Origin of the sequence: Streptomyces sp. NPDC002476, assembly GCF_042889785.1 — a bacterium.
GTDB lineage: Bacteria > Actinomycetota > Actinomycetes > Streptomycetales > Streptomycetaceae > Streptomyces.
This window is the reverse complement of sequence record NZ_JBIARH010000006.1, coordinates 12,462-29,196: the sequence shown is the minus strand read 5'-3', so window position 1 is coordinate 29,196 and position 16,735 is coordinate 12,462. Positions and strand designations below refer to the sequence as shown.

General features: G+C 70.1%; 14 protein-coding genes. 4 read left to right on the top strand and 10 right to left on the bottom strand.

The genetic code is table 11. The features are described 5' to 3' along the window. Positions 1–118: 118 nt before the first annotated feature. Both ACFYXM_RS09165 and eccE read right to left on the bottom strand, forming a co-directional pair. Positions 119–841, bottom strand: a complete 723-nt coding sequence (locus ACFYXM_RS09165) for a hypothetical protein (protein WP_389288353.1) — start codon at positions 839–841, stop codon at positions 119–121. Then, positions 841–2,172, bottom strand: coding sequence for a type VII secretion protein EccE (gene eccE / locus ACFYXM_RS09160; RefSeq protein WP_389288351.1), 1,332 nt, complete (start codon positions 2,170–2,172; stop codon positions 841–843). Before eccE ends, ACFYXM_RS09165 begins: the two co-directional genes overlap by 1 nt. Before the next feature lie 226 nt (positions 2,173–2,398). On the opposite strand from eccE, the gene eccB reads away from it, so the two are divergent. The 4 genes from eccB to ACFYXM_RS09140 all read left to right on the top strand — a co-directional run bounded on the left by eccB (position 2,399) and on the right by ACFYXM_RS09140 (position 6,200). Continuing rightward, positions 2,399–3,949 carry a type VII secretion protein EccB gene (gene eccB, locus ACFYXM_RS09155; protein ID WP_389288349.1) on the top strand — a complete coding sequence of 517 codons (1,551 nt, stop codon included), beginning with the start codon at positions 2,399–2,401 and terminating at the stop codon, positions 3,947–3,949. 47 nt (positions 3,950–3,996) lie between these two features. After that, positions 3,997–5,247 (top strand): type VII secretion-associated serine protease mycosin, encoded by a 1,251-nt coding sequence (gene mycP / locus ACFYXM_RS09150; RefSeq protein WP_389288347.1) that lies wholly within the window; start codon positions 3,997–3,999, stop codon positions 5,245–5,247. A 240-nt stretch (positions 5,248–5,487) separates the two neighbouring features. Beyond that, positions 5,488–5,844 carry a WXG100 family type VII secretion target gene (locus tag ACFYXM_RS09145; RefSeq protein ID WP_389288345.1) on the top strand — a complete coding sequence of 119 codons (357 nt, stop codon included), beginning with the start codon at positions 5,488–5,490 and terminating at the stop codon, positions 5,842–5,844. Positions 5,845–5,894: 50 nt separating this feature from the next. Further along, positions 5,895–6,200 carry a WXG100 family type VII secretion target gene (locus ACFYXM_RS09140; protein WP_389288343.1) on the top strand — a complete coding sequence of 102 codons (306 nt, stop codon included), beginning with the start codon at positions 5,895–5,897 and terminating at the stop codon, positions 6,198–6,200. A gap of 96 nt (positions 6,201–6,296) precedes the next feature. Here ACFYXM_RS09140 and ACFYXM_RS09135 read toward each other — a convergent pair whose 3' ends face one another. From ACFYXM_RS09135 to eccCa, 8 genes are all read right to left on the bottom strand, one after another. Beyond that, positions 6,297–6,530: a DUF397 domain-containing protein gene (locus ACFYXM_RS09135; protein ID WP_073791479.1), complete on the bottom strand. Its 234-nt coding sequence runs from the start codon at positions 6,528–6,530 to the stop codon at positions 6,297–6,299. Between the two features lie 377 nt (positions 6,531–6,907). Next, positions 6,908–7,918 (bottom strand): hypothetical protein, encoded by a 1,011-nt coding sequence (locus ACFYXM_RS09130; RefSeq protein ID WP_389288340.1) that lies wholly within the window; start codon positions 7,916–7,918, stop codon positions 6,908–6,910. A 109-nt stretch (positions 7,919–8,027) separates the two neighbouring features. Then, positions 8,028–8,231, bottom strand: coding sequence for a hypothetical protein (locus tag ACFYXM_RS09125; protein ID WP_389288338.1), 204 nt, complete (start codon positions 8,229–8,231; stop codon positions 8,028–8,030). 4 nt (positions 8,232–8,235) lie between these two features. After that, the gene (locus ACFYXM_RS09120; RefSeq protein ID WP_389288337.1) at positions 8,236–9,240 is read right to left on the bottom strand and encodes a hypothetical protein; all 1,005 of its coding nucleotides are present in this window, start codon (positions 9,238–9,240) and stop codon (positions 8,236–8,238) included. Between the two features lie 65 nt (positions 9,241–9,305). Further along, positions 9,306–11,621: a hypothetical protein gene (locus tag ACFYXM_RS09115; protein WP_389288335.1), complete on the bottom strand. Its 2,316-nt coding sequence runs from the start codon at positions 11,619–11,621 to the stop codon at positions 9,306–9,308. 153 nt (positions 11,622–11,774) lie between these two features. After that, positions 11,775–12,068, bottom strand: coding sequence for a hypothetical protein (locus tag ACFYXM_RS09110; protein ID WP_389288333.1), 294 nt, complete (start codon positions 12,066–12,068; stop codon positions 11,775–11,777). A 71-nt stretch (positions 12,069–12,139) separates the two neighbouring features. Next, entirely contained in the window at positions 12,140–12,529 is a 390-nt protein-coding gene (locus ACFYXM_RS09105) for a hypothetical protein (RefSeq protein WP_389288331.1), read from the bottom strand. Between the two features lie 197 nt (positions 12,530–12,726). Continuing rightward, complete coding sequence (gene eccCa, locus ACFYXM_RS09100) at positions 12,727–16,686, bottom strand: type VII secretion protein EccCa (RefSeq protein ID WP_389288329.1); 3,960 nt, start codon at positions 16,684–16,686, stop codon at positions 12,727–12,729. Positions 16,687–16,735: the final 49 nt, after the last annotated feature.

Genomic DNA, 16,735 nt, shown 5'->3' with positions numbered 1-16,735 from the left:
CTCAGGCGAACACGCACGCGCGGCCTGCGCGAAGTCCTTGAACCCGTTCAGCACTGCTTTTGCCGGGCGAACACGCACGCGCGGCCTGTGCACGGCCCGTACGGGGACCGGCGGGACCTCAGTCCATCCGGCGCGCGCCGCCCAGCAGTCCGGTCTCGGCGTCGGTCGCCTGCGTCATCACGAACTGCCGGTCGCCGCCCGAGCACCAGAGGGTCACCCCGTCCGCCAGCGTCGACAGCGCCTGGGTCTCGGCGGCCGGAAGGTGCAGGATTCGGCCGATCCGGGCGGCCTCGTCCGGGGACACCCGCTGCACGCCGACCAGCGCCGACTTCTCCATCAACCGCGGTGCCACCGGGCTCAGATACGGCAGCAGGGTCAGCACCGACTGCCACGGAGCGGACACCACCCGCCCGCGCGGCGGGCGCATGCCGCAGTCCCGGACCACGACCACGGGCGAACCCGCCGAGGGCCCCTGCGGGGGCACCCGCCCCACATCGTGCAGCGTGACGCACGGCTGACCGCCGCCCGCGGCGTGCGCGAGCCCCGTCCACGCCTGCGCGCGCCCCGTCTCCACGACGATCCGCGCGCCGGTGGCCGCCGCCCGCAGAGCCAGCACCTGCGCCGTCCACAGACCGCCGATCAATGTCACGTCGTACGGGGTCGGGTGGTTGATGCCGAGGACGGCGGGACGGCCCTGGGCGTCCACACCGATCACCATGCCGTCGTCCCCGACCGGCAGGGCCAGCGACGCCAGCTGGTCGAGCGTGACCGACTGCCGCTCGCGGCGCGGACCGATCAGACCGAAACCGAGCCGGGCACGACCCCCCGTGGGTGCGGACATCAGCGGGTACCTCCGAGCGGCAGGGTGGCGAGCACGCCGGGCACCTGTTCGCGGTCGAGCCGGACCAGCGAGGTCCGGACGCCGCGCGCGGCACGCTCCAACTCATGGCGGGCGTTCAACAGCTCCTCGTCGCTGCGCCCGGTGATCCTGATGTGTCCCGCGACCGAGACGCCCTGCCGCTCACCGCGCCCCAGCGTGAGGCTGAACGTCGTGGCGAGCGCAGGCATGGAGGTGAGCAGCGCCACGAGCTGCGGCATCGCCGCGCCGCCGGTGCCGAACTGGGGCCAGCGGGCCACCCAGTAGGTGGTGTGCCACCGGTCGTCGCAACGCCAGGTCCTGGACGTCTCCTCGGTGCGCCGCGTGGGCGATCCGGTGCGGCCCGCCTGCGTCATGGCGGACGGGCTGGCGCACACCGAGGTCGCGATCGCCGACGTCAGCTCCTGCTCGGTCAGCACCGTCGCGCGGAAGCCGGCCCCGGTCAGCCTGCTCGACAACTGGTCGGCCGCGCGCACCACGCACTTCTGTGCCCCGACGACCCCGCCGCCGCGGGCCCGTACGGCCTCCGGGCAGAGCTCGGGGTCCAGCTTCAGCGCGATCCAGGTGATCCGCACGGCGGGCGAACCCGTCTGGGCCTGGAGCGGCGCGTAGTTGCGCGCGGCGACGGACTGCGCAGGCAGATGCGGGGCGGGGGCCGGCTGCGTGTGCTGCACGATCTGCGCCGACTCCAGCCGGATGCCGTCGACTTCGAGCACGTCCCGGACCAGTGCCAGCGGCAGCGGGCGGGCGGAACGGTCCGGCCGGAGCGCCGAGGCGTCCGACTCCACCTGGACGATCGCCGTGACGAACGTACCGTCACCGATCATGCCCACCGGCCGCCGGTCGCGGTCGCTGAAGGAGTACGTGCGCAACGCCGGATCACACTCCACGACAGGCGCGATCCCCGGCTCCGTGCCCGCGGGCAGCTCCATGGAGCCCGCCCGCCGCGAACGCGCCCGCAGGGCCAGGACGGTGCCCAGCCACTCCGGGAGCGAACGGCGGTGCCTGCGCACGACGGCCAGCGGGATCAGCAGGGCGGCGACGACGGTGGCCGGCACCAGCAGCAGCGGCTCGATCACCCACGCAGTGAGCAGCACCGCGGCGGCGATCTCCAGCAGTACGAACTGTTGCAATCGGAATGAACCGAACTGTCCCGCGGGCCCGTTGAACCGGGCGGCCGCCGGTCGCCGGGAGCGCCGTGCGGAGCCGCGGGACGGCGGCGGGTCGCCGGCCGGGGGAGCCCCGGCGGTACGCGCGCGCCCGGTCGGACGCGTCGGTGCAGCGGAAGCCGTCATTCCGGCATTCCCCCCGTTCATCAGTCCCCAACTCCACCCGTATTCCGCCTGTCCCGGGCAGGACCTCGGCGGCTGGATCACCCTACCCGCCCCACCGTCGCCGACGGCCAGCAGGCATAGTAGGGGGCCGGTCCGGCACCGAGGTCCGGCGTCGCGGGCCCGGCACGGGCCGGGGGACAGCGACCGTAGCGGTGCCGCGCGGGGAGACACGGGAGAAAAGCGACTCATGGCATCACAGCGGGATGAGCTCAACGCATACACCTTTGCGAAGAAGCGCACGGTGGCGGCCTTCCTCCAACCCTCGTCCACCGGCTCGGACGAGGGTGCTCCCCGGCCGCTGCGCGCGGTCCTGCCGGGCGTGGTCGTCGGTGCGCTGATCCTCGCCGGCTTCGGCGCCTTCGGCATGTTCAAACCCACCGCGCCCAAGGACTGGGACAAGCCGGGCGCCAAGGTGATCGTCGGCAAGAAGTCCACCACCCGCTACGTCGTGCTCACCACCGGCAAGGGCAAGCAGAAGAAGACGCTGCTGCACCCGGTGCTCAACCTCGCCTCGGCCCGGCTGCTCCTCAACCCGCAGGACTACGACGTCATCCAGGTCGCCGACGACGTGCTCGACGCGGGCAAGCCCCCGCGCGGACCGATCCTCGGCATCCCGTACGCCCCCGACCGGCTGCCCGACGCCAAGGACGCCGGGACGGCCAAGCGCTGGGCCGTCTGCGTACAGCCCGGCGGCAAGGGCAACTCGGTACAGAAGGCCACCTTCGTCTTCGGCGCGCGCGACGACAGCCGGACCGAGGGACGCGACAGGCTCACCGGCGGTCAGGTGCTCTACGTCCAGGGCCAGGACCAGGTCCGCTACCTGGTCGACGCGAAGGGCACCAAGTACCGCATCGACGAGACCGCGGCCGACGACGGCCACCTGACCAACGCCCTGGTCGGCAGCCGTCGTCCGCAGCCCGTCACCGACGACTGGCTGGCCACCCTGCACGACGGCAGCCCCGTCGTCTTCCCGCGGATCCCCGGCGAGGTCGGCGCCCCGGCGAACGTCCAGGGGCAGCTCTCCGACGAGGAGAACACGATCGGCACGGTGCTCAGGACCAGGACCGGTGAGGGCACCCAGTACTACGTGGTGCTCGACAAAAAGGTGCAGCCCGTCTCCGAGTTCACCGCCTGGCTGCTGATCAACTCCCCGCAGACGGCCGGCCTGGACCTGGACAGCGAGGCGCGCTCCGTCGGCCTGCAGACCTTCGTCCCGGACCCCGAGACCTTCGCGGGCCAGCCCGCGCACTGGCCGGCCCGCAGGGCCACCCAGGTGAACTCCGCGGACGGCGGCAGCGGCGGGCGCGACACCATCTGCAACGTGCTGCGCAAGGTCGACGGCTCCGGCCGCACGACGCTGAGCACGTGGGCGGGCACCTCGTACCCGGCCGCCATCAGCGCCGGGGGCACCAGCACCTACGTCACCCCCGGCAGCGGCCTGCTCTACACCCAGGTCCAGGGCCGCCAGTCCCGCCCCGACGGATCGCTGTTCCTGGTCACCGACACCGGACTGCGCTACGCGGTCCAGGCGAACGGCGACAGCGACGCCCGGCCCTCCGACATCGGCGCCGGGAACGGACAGAAGCAGTCGGACGGCCGCCCCGAGCCCAGCCAGGCACAGAGCAGGCTCGGCTACGAGAAGGTGACGCCCGCGCTGGTGCCGATCGCCTGGTCGGACTTCCTCTCCAAGGGGCCCCGGCTCGACACCAACAGCGCCCGGCAGCCCCAGGGTTCATGACGGCCCGCGGCCACACACGCATCGAGAGACCCGGGGGAGAGAAAGAGATGGCGTACCGAAGGACGGCCCGGACGGCGGCGGTCGTCGCCGCGCTGACCGTGTCACTGACCGCGGCCACCGTGCCGACGGCGTACGCGGAGGGCGTCCGGGGAGGCGGCGGCGTCGGGATAGACGGCGGCGGCGAATGCACCTTCCCGATGAAGCACCAGTACGAGGGGCGGCCCTGGTCCCTGCAACGCGTCCTCCTGGACGAACTGTGGCAGGACACCAAGGGCAAGGGCGTACGCGTCGCCGTCATCGACACCGGCGTCGACAACGACAACCGGCAGCTGAAAACGGCCGTGGACGCGTCGTCGGGCGCCGACCTCCTCAAGGGCGGCAAGACCGACGGAACGGTCGACGAGGTGGGCCACGGCACCAAGGTCGCCGGGATCATCGCCGCCCGCCCCCGCAAGGGCACCGGATTCGTCGGACTGGCCCCCGAGGCCACGATCGTCCCGATCCGCCAGAACGACGAGAAGAACAGCGGCAAGGACACCACCATGGCCACCGCGATCGACCACGCGATCGCCAAGAAGGCCGATGTCATCAACATCTCGCAGGACACGGCCAAGCCCCTGTCGGAGACCTCGGCACTGGGCAAGGCGGTGGCCCGGGCGCTCGCCGCCGACATCGTCGTGGTCGCCTCGGCGGGCAACGACGGCATGGACGGCAAGCTGAGGCGCACCTACCCCGCGGCGTTCGACGGCGTCCTCGCCGTCGCCTCCTCCGACCGCAACAACGAACGCGCCCCCTTCTCCCAGGCGGGCGACTTCGTCGGGGTCGCGGCCCCGGGCGTCGACATCGTCTCCACCGTCCCGGGCAACGGCCAGTGCACCGACAACGGCACCAGCTTCTCCGCCCCGTACGTCGCCGGGGTCGCCGCCCTGATGCGCGCCAAGTACCCCAAGTGGACCGCGGCCCAGATCGTCGCCCGCATCGAGCAGACCGCGGAGCGCTCCGTCACCGGGCACGACCCCTTCGTGGGCTGGGGCGTCGTCGACCCGGTACGCGCCCTGTCCGGCGACGACATCCCGCAGGACGCCCCGCGCCCCGACCCGGCGCCGCCCAGGGCCCCCGCGCCAGAGCCCGCGCACTTCTCCCTGTCGGAGACCCCGCAGGAGCGCAGTGAGCGGTACGCCACCTACGCGCTGGCCCTGACCGCCGTACTCGTCGGTGTGATCGCCGGATCCGCGACGGTCGTCCGGGATGTCCGCCGACGGCGCTCCGCGCGCCGCCCCGTCCGCCCGGCGAGGTGACTTCCTTCTGGAGGAAGCGCAGTTGGGGACGGCGGACGAATTGACTAGGGTGGCAGCGGACTTCACGTGTGTGACGGGGGAACGAGAAGTGGCCGAGTCCGATTTCGGAGCGCGGAAATGCCGACAGCGCACTTCCCGGCCCCGCGCTCTCCCCACTCCTTTGCCGGAGCACACGGGGGACAGGAAGGGCCCGGCCGCATCGTGCGGACGGGCCGGAGAACTGAGAGATAGGACCTCCGGATGACCAACCCCGCAGGCGGTTTCGGACTTGCCGACGATCCGATCGTCCAGGCGAAGAACAAGATCGTGGAGACCGCCGGGGCCGTCTCGCGGCAGTCCCGCGAACTGGCCAACATCCTCGCCACGGTGGGCGCCGGGTGGACCGGTGTCGGTGCCTCGGGATTCACCTCCGCGCAGCTGATGATCAACGAGGACCACGACCAGATCCGTCGTCTCCTCGACGTCCTGCACAACGCGGTGGAGAGCACCAAGAACCTCAGCAACGCCAACGACGAGGAGGTCCGCGCGGCCTTCAACCGGGTCAAGGAGGGTCCGGGCGGAGCCTCCGCCAACACCTCCGGCCTGAACAACGTCTGAACCGCGCCGCACCACCCCTTCCGCACACGCGAGCACCGAGGAGAACAACCATGGGCCACGACCCGAACACCAAGGTCAGGTACGAGAGCGTCCAGGAGATCGCGAACCGCGTCCGCGCGGTGTCGCAGAACATCGTCAAGGACCTGGAGGAGATGGACGCCGCGCTCAAGGTCGTCACCGACACCTGGGACGGTGAGGCGCACAAGGAGTACGTGGTCCTGCAGAAGAAGTACAAGGGCCGCGCCGAGCACATGAGGGACCGCCTGGCGGAGGTCGCGAAGATCATCGAGTCCGGCAAGGACAGCTACCGCGCCACCGACCTGCGGGCCTCGCGCGGGTTCACCGAGGCGTACTGACCGCCCGGCGTTCCGACGCGGGAAAGGGCACGACCGTCCGGTCGTGCCCTTTCCCATGCGAGACGCCCGCCTCGTTCGACGAGCGTGCCGCAGGCCCTACTTGAGGTCGAACTCGCCGTCCCGCGCCCCCAGGACGAAGGCCCGCCACTCGGCCTCCGTGTACCGCAGCACGGTGTCGGGGTCCAGCGAGGACCGCATCGCCACCGCGCCGCCCGGCAGATGGGCGATCTCGACGCGCTCCTCGGCCTCCTCCGTGCCCGGCGCGCTGAGCCATTCCACGCCCGAGATGTCGAGCGCGTACAGCTCGTCCTTCTCCTGCTGAGTACCCATCAGGTGCCTTTCCTCTCCTGCGGCGGAACGTGTTCGTCGCCCTCGTGCAGACTATCTCCCGCCGGGACGGACCGCGGTCCGCGATGGACAGGTGCGTCACGGTGGTGATAGCTGCGCGGTCCGCACGCCCGACGGGACGGGGCCGATGGGACACCTGCTCGTTCGTGCGGTCGCCCGCCCTGGCTCTCACCACCGTGGTGCCGAGCTCCGGGCAAGTCGGCTCGGACCGGTACGCACCGCGTGTCGTCCATCAGCACGTCACCATTTTGCTTCCGCCCTGGGACGCCGTCAGTTCGTCCTGGGAGCCGCCCACTCGTATGCGGGGTTGCCGCCTCGGCCCCTGCCGCTGTGGACGTTGTTCTCCAGGTCCCCGGTCGTCACGACATTCTCAGGCTCTGGGCGATTGCGTCGTACTGCTCCTGGCTGGTCCGGCGGCACTGCACCTCCACCGGCTCCGCCCGGTCACGGCCCACTCCAGCCGCCTCGGCCCAGGCGGTGAACATGAACGTGCCCTGCTCGCGCAGGTGGTCGGTCCGCTCCTTGGCCGGTACTGATGCCAGCGACGCCCGCCAGCTCTTGGCGATCCGGTCGGACAGTGCGGACCGAGGTGCCGCCGACGCGGACGCCTCGGGGCTGCGCAGGGCCGCGTACACCGCGTCCACCCACTGGGACGCGTCCGACGCCTCCTTGCTCCGCACCACGTCGGCCGCGATCGCGTCGTAGCCGCCGAGGGCCGAGGCATTGGTGACCGGCGCCTCCTCCAGATCGTTCTTCCTCGCCTCTGCGGTCAGCGAACCGAGCTGCGCCGTTCCCCACCGCGTCTGGGCATCGCGCAGGGCCGAGTATGCCGCCGGTTCCTCCGAGACGGCCCGCAGCACGCGGACGAGAAGGCCATGGGACACCGAGAAGTGGTAGCCGGTCGCGTCCTGCCACGCGATGCTGTTCGGGGGGGCCCACCGGGTGTAATCGGAGTTGGTGCCGTCCAGGATCTCCTGGGTGTCGTTCGCGTAGTCGGCCAGGGATTCGGCGAGCGGCAATCGGAGGTCTGCGGCGAGGGCCCGGTCGCCGTGGATGAGACTGTCGTTCACAGCGAGCAGGATCTTCTTCATGCTGTCGGCCTGGGCCTGGGTGTGCGGCGCGGCCTTGCCGCCGGTGGTGGCGGCCTTCACTGCCGCACCCAGATCCGCGCAGCTCATGCCGGCCGAGTAGCGCGAGCCGAGCGCGGACCGGACACGATCGTCCTTGACGAGCGTGCCGCAGTCGTCCGTCGGCCGCCCCCGGCCGAGCAGGAACCACGCGCCCCCGGCCAGGGCCACGGCGAGCAGGGCGGCGGTGACCGCGTACAGCGGGCGGCGGCTGCGCGGGGCGTCGGCGGACGGTTTGGGCATGGTGAACTTCCCTCTCTCGACGGGCGACGGGCGGGCACGGCATCCTCGCGCGGTCGCCCGGCCGGTCGTGTCGGTCGGTGATGGTGTTCGTCCGTGCCGTGCGCGGTCCTCAGCGCAGCATGCGCTCCGCACGGGTGCGGTTGCTCTCACTGTTGCCGAGACACCGGCTCTCCGCGTCGTCGGCCGTGCTCCGGGCGACGCCCATGCCATCGGCCCACAGCCTGATCATCCGGGCGCACTGTTGCTCGACGGCGCTCCCGCGCTCCGCCGCGGGCGTTCCCGCGAGTTCACGCCGCCAGCCGTCCTCGATCATCTCGTCATGACGTTCCCAGGCGCCGGATGGTCTCGCCGTACGCACTCTCTCCGGTACGGCGATTCTTCTCCTGGGCCGACTCCGCCTGCGCCTGATCCATGCCCACGGCTTCGATCCAGGTGGTGAACATGAGGGACGCCTGAGTGCGGAGATGGTCTATGCGTTGGCCGGCCGGCGCCTTTGCCAGCGAGTTCCTCCAGCTTCTTGTGATCCGTTCGGACAGCGCCGAACCGGGAGCCGATGCGGCGGGCGTCGGCTCACGCAGGGCCGCGTAGACGAGGTCCGTCCACCGGTCCCGGGAGGACGCGTCCTTGTGCCGCAGCACATCGACCGCGATCGCGTCGTAGGTCCCAAGAGCCGAGGCGTTGCCCGTGGGCGCCAGCAGCAAGGTGTTCCCCTTGATGCTCGTGGGCAGCGAGGCGAATTGTGCTGCGCCCCAGTTCGTCTGGGCGTTGCGCAGAACCGCGTACGCCGCCGGGTCCTCCGAGATGGCCCGCAGGACGTCGACGAGTTCGTTGACGAACACCGAGAAGTGAAAACCGGTCTCGTCCTGCCAGGCCGGATCGTCCCGGTCGGCCATGCTGTCGTACTGCGAATCGAGACCGTACAGCGCTTTCTCGATGTCGTCGGTGTACCTGGTCAGGGCCTCGGCGAGCGGGAGCCGGAGATCTGCGGCAACAACCCGGTCGTTGTTGTCGAGGTTGTCGCTCACGGCGAGCACGATCTGCTTCATGTTGTCGGCCTGGGCCTTGGTGCGCGGCCCGGTGCCGCCGCCGGTGGCGGTCTTCACCGCCGCGCCCAGTTCCTTGCAGTCCATTTCGGAGGAGTGGTGCGAGCCGAGGGCGGATGCGAGGCGCTGGTCGTTGACGAGGGTGTCGCAACCGACTGCGGCCTGGCCCCGGTCGAGGAAGAACCAGGCCCCTCCGGCCAGGGCCGCGGCAGTCAGCGCGGCGGAGCCTCCGTACAGCAGCCGACGGCTGCGCGGCTTGTCGGTGAACGGTGCGGACACGCGGTCTTCCTCTTCAACATGCGAGCGGGCGATCGAGTAACTGGAGGATGCTTGACCTGGCATGATCAGTTGGTCGTGTCTGTCAGGTATTTCTGGGCCTGGGCGCTGCCCGTGGTGTGGCTGTCCTGAATGTGTCCCTTCAGCGTCCTGACCAACTCTTGGCCTTCCTTGGTCGTTGTGTCGATGTCGTCGCGACCCGCTTCCCAGCCATCGACGATGAGGTTGATCTGCTTGGTCGACGTGAGGTAATCGTCGGCGATCTTGGCATTGGCTTCCGCGTCGGCTTCCCCCTTCATTTCGTTGCCCCACTGCCAGGCCCAGGTGTCCACCCCGCGCTGCAGCATGTCCCCGATCGGGAGTGCCTTTCCGCCCACCGGCAGTGTGAGCGGCGTGATGGCTCCACCGACCACGTGGTAGGCGACCTTGGACTTCCAGTCGGCCTCGCTGTACTCGGTCATTCGCTCGTCGTTGACCAGGTCTTCCCTGATCGCCGTGTACGCGCCGAGAACCGCGCCCGCGTCCCGCCAGCGGCCACTGCTCTCGAAGCCGACCTGCCCATGCGGGACTTCGTTGAGAAGGACGTTGAGATTACGCGCTTCGGCTTTATGGAGAGCGGCATAGGCTTCCGGGTCTTCGGAGAGCGCCCGCATTACCTGTATGAGGTCCTTCGGCGTCGACGACAGATGCGCCCGTCCGTCCGCGTCAGTGAAATACCCCTTTGACCAATGGTCGATGTAGTCGCTCGACGTTGCGCTGATGATCTCGTGCGTGTCCGAGGCGTACTCGGCCAGGGCGTTGGCAACGGGCAGTTGCAGGTTCTTCGGTACGGACGCCTCGGTGCCGTCCCCCTTGCCCGGCGCGAACTGCTCCAGGATGCCGTTCATGACCCGGGCCTGCGCTTCGTTGTGCCTGGCCTCCGGCCATGGGTCCTGCCCCGCGCCCAGCGGCACGTGCCCGGTCGCGGCGGCTTCGAGCGCGGCCCCCAGCCCCATGCGGTTCGTCGGGTCGTCGTACCTGAGGACGGCCATGCCCGTGATGGTCTGCCGGGGCCATTCGCGAGAGCCCTCGCCACTGCCCACGAGGTATTTCAGGTGGTCGTTGCCGACATGGTTCGGGCCGGTCCCGTTCCCGGCGGGGTCGAAGAACGCGGTGGCCGCGTCGGGGTTCTTGCTCATCACGCCCATCAGGCCGTCGATGGCGTCCGTCTCGATACCGGCGTGACCGTCGCTCCACATCTCGAAGATGGCGGGATGCTGCTTTTCGGCCCGGATGAGCTTGTCGCCCATGTCGTACAGGAACTGGTCGTCGAACTGCGTATCGGCCCCCTGCATCAGACTGACGACGGTCTGATAGCCGTAGAGCGGGTTGCCGATCTCGACGTCGTAGTCCTTGCCGCCGGTCTTGTCGAGCCCTTCCATCCACTCGCGGTAGAACGTGCCCTCGTCGCTCTTCACCCACTTCTTGAACGCGTCCGATCCGGGCGGGGCGTCCTTCACGCTGCCGGGCACCCGGGTCGCAGTGGCGAGTGTGTTCGCGAGGTTCTTCTCGATGTCCAGGTACTGGCCCTTGTGCTTCTTGTCGGAGTCGTAGGCGAGGTGGTTCATCTGGATGGTGACCTTGGACAAGCCGTCCGGCCCCAGGCCGGCCAGCAGCGTCTGCGAGAACGCCTTGTCCTGGTGGTTGTCCCGCACCGCACGCTGGAACTCGGCCATGTCGGCGGCGGAGACCTTATCGCCGTTGTTGAGGCGGGTGGCGATGTCCACCGTGTTCTCCGCCTCGTACTTCTCGATGTCGCCGTACGCGTGTTTGTTGAAGCCGATCCCCAGTGTCTCGTCGTTCTTGTCGCCGTAGCCGTCCTTGGTGACGGCGTCGAGCGCGATCTTCACGCCCTGGTCCGCGTCGTTCACTGCCTTGACGCAGGCATCCAGCGCCTCCGACCACGACGAAACGGCTGTGCGGATGCTCTCCGCGGAGTCCGGGTCGTGGCGTATGGCGGAGCGTTCGGCGTCCGTGAGCCGGTCGTAGTCGTAACTCACCACGCCGCCCTCGGAGATCCGCATACCGGCCTTGACGGCCTCCGCGCGCTTGGACTCCAGATTCTTCTTCAGCCGCACGAAGTCCTCGTGCGCGTCGCGCAGCAGCGAGGCTATGGCCTTCGCCTCCGCCTGTGCGGCCGTGTACTCGTACTGGGTGGCGGCGAAATTGGTGTGGGCGGCCTGGGCAGTCACGCCCAACCAGGAGGGACCGATGGTGATCTTCTGGACGCTGTCCTTGTACCGGTCCGCCACCTTCTTGATCTCGGCGGCCATCTCGTCCCACTTGCCGGCGGCCGTGGTCAGCTGGCTGAGATCGGTGGTCATCACGTCGTGATAGGTGAGCATGCGTGTCCCCCGTGGCTTGTTCGATTCTCGTATCGTCAGGCGATCTGTGCGTGGAGCGCTCGGGCCTGCGGGTTGATCTGCTGCGCGGTGAATGCAGTGCTTCCCGCGCCCCCGGCCGGCACCAGCAGGGCGGCGTCGCAGGCCCCGCGGGTTTCAGCCGTACGGTGACACAGGCCCCCCGAGTCGGTGATCGCGGGCCCGCCCGCCCGCGGGGAGTTCCAGGTACGAGGCCACACCTTCCGCCGACAACCGCCCGGCGCTCCTGATCAACGGCGCCGGCACGGCCTCTGCCCGAGGCTGCTTCGCCTCGACCGTGTGGAACTCGACGGCCTCGTCACCGACGTGGAAGGTGCAGCTGGCCAGGGCCTGCTGCCCGCAGCCGGCCGAGAACGCCGGCATCGGCAGCGCGACCGCGGTCGCGCCGACTCCGCCCCGGAGCCGTCGCATGCTTGTCGAATCCTCTCTTCACCGCATCGGCACGGCTCCGGACCGTGACCACGATGCGGACGCCCGTAGCCCTACAGCCCGTCGAGCCCGGAGACATACGGACCGGGATGAGGTTTCAGCAACGGCCCGAACTGCGACTTGATCAGGTCGTCGTTACCGGCGAAGAGTCCGGAGGCGCCGCGCAGCGCGCCCTTCTCCACGGACAGTCGACTCATCAGGACCTTGACCTGCTTGTCCCACGCGTCCATGACTTTCTTGACGCCGGCCCCGGTGTCCCAGTTCTCGAACTCCTTGACCGCCGCCTTGGACGACTCGTCCGCCCAGTCGGTGGCCTTCTTGGTGTTCGGCTCCAGCTCGGTCTCGATGGTGTTCGCCGCAGCCTTCTTCTGCGCCGGCGTCGACGCGAAGTCCTTGTCGCCGGTGAGGCCACCGGGCGACGGGCCGTCACCCGTGCCGTTCAACCGAGTCTGGGTGCCATGCCGCGTTGCGGCCTGCCCACGCAACTGTTCCCATTCCTGGCTAAATCCCATGAATTCCCCCGAAGTGGCTCGGATGCCCCTGTATTGATCCTCGGTCAGTGGCCGAAAAGAGATGACATCACCCGACGCTATTACATCGCCACTCGTGTGCGGAGCCCGGGTGTTCGGCCCCCGCACCGTCAGCGCTGTTCCGGCAGCCGCCCGATCTGCACCAGCGGGTTGCCCCGGCGCCGCGAGACGAAGTAGCCGCGCCCCGGAGGCATCGCGTGACCGCGCACCGAGCCGATCAGGTCGCCCTCGGACGGGTCGCCCGACAGCACCACGCCCTGCGCGCCCAGCTCCTTGACGCGCTGCATGAACGTCTCGTACATGGCCCGGGAGGCCCCCGCCGAGTTGCGCGCGATGATGAAACGGACGCCGGTGTCCCGGGCGAACGGCAAGTACTCCGTCAGGGGGGCCAGCGGGTTGCCCGAGCTGGTCGCCACCAGGTCGTAGTCGTCGACGATGATGAAGATCTGCGGACCGCTCCACCAGCTGCGGTCCCGCAACTGCTGCGGCGTGACGTCCGTCGGCGGCTGCCGGCGCGCGAACACCCCGGCCAGCGCCTCCATGTGCATCTGCATCGAGCTCGCCATCGGCGCGTACTCCAGCAGATGGCTCTCCGGCAGCGCGCCCAGCAGCCCGCGCCGGTAGTCGCCGACGACGAGCTTCGCCTCGTCGGGGGAGTAGCGCTCCGAGATCTGCTTCGCCAGCAGCCGCAGCAGATTGGTCTTCCCCGACTCGCTCTCCCCGAAGACGAGGAAGAACGGATCGGTCTCGAAGTCGACGAACACCGGCTCCAGAGCGGTCTCGTCGATACCGAAGGCGACACCCTGCTGCGGGAACTCGAAGCCCTTCGGCAGATGGTCCGCGGGCAGCTTGCGCGGCAGCAGCCGTACGGCCGGTGCCGACGGACCCGACCAGTTCGACTTCACGGCCGACACGAACGCCGCCGTGCCCTCCGAGAGGTCCGAGGCGTCGCTGGAGGAGTCGATGCGCGGCAGCCCGCCCATGAAGTGCAGCTTCTGCGGCACCTGACCCCGGCCCGGCACCCCGGCGGGCACGTTGGCCGCCACCTTCCGGTCGAACTCGGAGTCCATCACGTCACCCAGCCGCAGCTCCAGCCGGCCGAGGATCTGGTCCTTCAGCGCGGCCCGCACCTCCATGTAGCGGGCGGCCGTGATGACGACGTGGATGCCGTAGCCGAGACCGCGCGAGGCGATGTCGGTGACCGTCTGCTCCAGCAGCTCGTACTCGGACCGGAAACCGCCCCAGCCGTCGACGAGCAGGAACACGTCGCCCCACGCCTCGCCGGGCAGTTCACCGAGGGCGCGCTTGCGCCGGTAGGTGGCGATCGAGTCGATGGAATGGGCGCGGAAGAACTCCTCGCGCCGGTTCAGCACCCCGACGACCTCGGCGACCGTACGCCGCACCCGCTCCGGATCCAGCCGGGACGCCACCCCGCCGACATGCGGCAGCTCCGCCAGCGAGGCGAGACCGCCACCACCGAAGTCCAGCCCGTAGAACTGCACTTCGTGCGGGGTGTGGGTGAGCGCGAACGACGAGACGAGCGTCCGCAGCAGCGTCGACTTCCCGGACTGCGGTCCGCCGACCACCATCATGTGGCCCGCCGCCCCCGAGAAGTCCGTGTACAGCACCTCGCGCCGCTGCTCGAAGGGCTTGTCGATGAGCCCGAGCGGAACGGTCAGCCCGCCGGGACGCGTGTACTCCGTCGCCGTGAACCCGCGCTCGGCGGTCGGCGCGAGACCCGGCAGCAACTGGTCCAGCGCCGGCGCCCGGTCCAGCGGCGGCAGCCACACCTGGTGGGCGGGCACCCCCTGACCCTCCAGCCGGCGCACGATCACGTCCAGCACCGTGTCCGCCAGCGCGTCGTCCTCCGCCTCGGCCCGAGCCGCCACCAGATGCGCCGGGTCGGGCGCCGCGTACACCACCGGCACCGGCAGCGCACTGAACACCGCGGCCCGCCGCTCGATCGGCAGCGCGCCCACCGACAGGTCGGGACCGCCCGTACGGTACGTCCCCGACACGTACGCCGCCTTGAACCGGGTCATCTCGTCCGTGCCGAACTTCAGATACCCCGAGCCGGGCACCGACGGCAGGTGGTACGCGTCCGGCACGCCCAGCGCCGTCCGCGACTCCGCCGCCGAGAACGTCCGCAGACCGATCCGGTACGAGAGATACGTGTCCAGACCCCGCAGCCTGCCCTCCTCCAGACGCTGCGAGGCGAGCAGCAGATGCACACCCAGCGAACGCCCGATGCGCCCGATCTGGATGAACATGTCGATGAAATCGGGCTTGGCGGTGAGGAGTTCGGAGAACTCGTCGATCACCAGCACCAGCGAGGCCAGCGGCTCCAGCGCCGCGCCCGCCGCCCGCGCCTTCTCGTAGTCGTGGATGTTCGCGTAGTTGCCCGCCGACCGCAGCAGCTCCTGACGGCGCTGCAGCTCACCGCGGATCGCGTCCCCCATGCGGTCGACCAGTGTCAGGTCGTCCGCCAGGTTGGTGATGACGGCCGCCACGTGCGGCATCTGCGACATCCCGGCGAACGTCGCACCGCCCTTGAAGTCCGCGAGCACGAAGTTCAGCGTCTCCGAGGAGTGCGTGACCGCGAGCCCCAGCACCAGCGTCCGCAGCAGCTCCGACTTCCCGGAACCCGTGGCGCCGACACACAGCCCGTGCGGGCCCATGCCTTCCTGCGCGGCCTCCTTCAGGTCCAGCATCACCGGCTGGCCGTCCTCGCCGACCCCGATCGGCACCCGCAGCCGCTCGGCGACCGACCTCGGCCGCCAGGTCCGCGCCACGTCGACCGAGGCCGCGTCGCCCAGGTTCAGCAGATCCGTGAAGTCCAGGTTGGCCAGCAACGGTTCGTCGTCGTCGCCCCCGCCCATCCGCAGCGGCGCCAGCTGCCGGGCCAGCGCCTCGGCCGCGGGCAGCGAGAGGCCGTCCGGCATCCCCTCGTAGACCATCCCCGTGCCCGACTCCAGCCGCAGCAGCCCCGGCCGCACCACCACCGAGAGACCACCGCGCGGCTCGTCGAGCTCGCCGGGCACCACCTCGACGATCGTCACCCCCTGCAGGCCCTCGGCCGCCGCGAACAGCGAGTCCGGCGGCACGATCCCGCCGTCCAGCACCACCACGACGTGCGGCTGGTCCAGCAGCGGCTGGTTGTCCCGGCCGAACCGCGGCCGGCCCTCCAGCCGGCCCGCCAGCAACTGCTCCAGCTCGCCCAGATCGTCCCCGAACAGCCGCTTCGTACCAGCCCCGTCGACCTGCGCCGGCACCTGCGCGTGCGGCAGCCACTTCGTCCAGTCCCAGTGCTCCACCGCGCCCCGCGCCGCCACCACCGCGACCACCAGGTCCTCGGGGGAGTGCAGCGTCACCAGCTGCGCGACCAGCGCCCGCGCCGCCGCCCGCGCCGCCTCCGGCTGCCCGGAGACCGTCACGTGGTAGAACGCCCGCATCGACACGGCCATCGGAAGACCGTCCAGCGACCCGTGCACGGCCAGGAACCGCTGCATCGCCCCCGCGCACATCGGCTCCAGCTCGTCCACCGGAGCCGTGTCCGGCGCTACCAGCGGGGTGGCCAGCTGCTGCGCGCCCAGACCGAGCCGCACCTGCCCGAAGTCCTTGTCCCCGGCGCGCCGTTCCCACACCCGGCTGCCCTCGGCGACCACCGACCACAACTGCTCCGGAGCGGGCTGCAGATACAGCTGCGCGTCCCGCTGCGCGCGCGCCGTCCGGCGCACCGTACGCCGGGTCTGCGCCAGGTACTTGAGGTAGTCGCGCCGGACATCTGCCATTTGCCCCTGCGTACCCCGGCGATACCGGACCAACTGGGCGACCACCATGCCGACCGTCGAGACGAGCATCAGCACGCCCATGATCCGCATGAACGGAGGGGCCTGGGGCGAGAAGAAGAACACCACCGACGACCCCATGCCGAGCACCGGCAGGATCTGCATCAGCATCCCCTCCTGCTGCCCGCGGGGCAGTTCGGGAGGGGCCTCCAACGTCAACTCGTCCATGGGGACTTCCGGTGGCAGGGCACGCGGAGGTCGCTTCACGACGATCTGGCTCACCGAAACACCAATCCCTCGGTACGGACGGGCGGAAGGCCGGATGCGCACC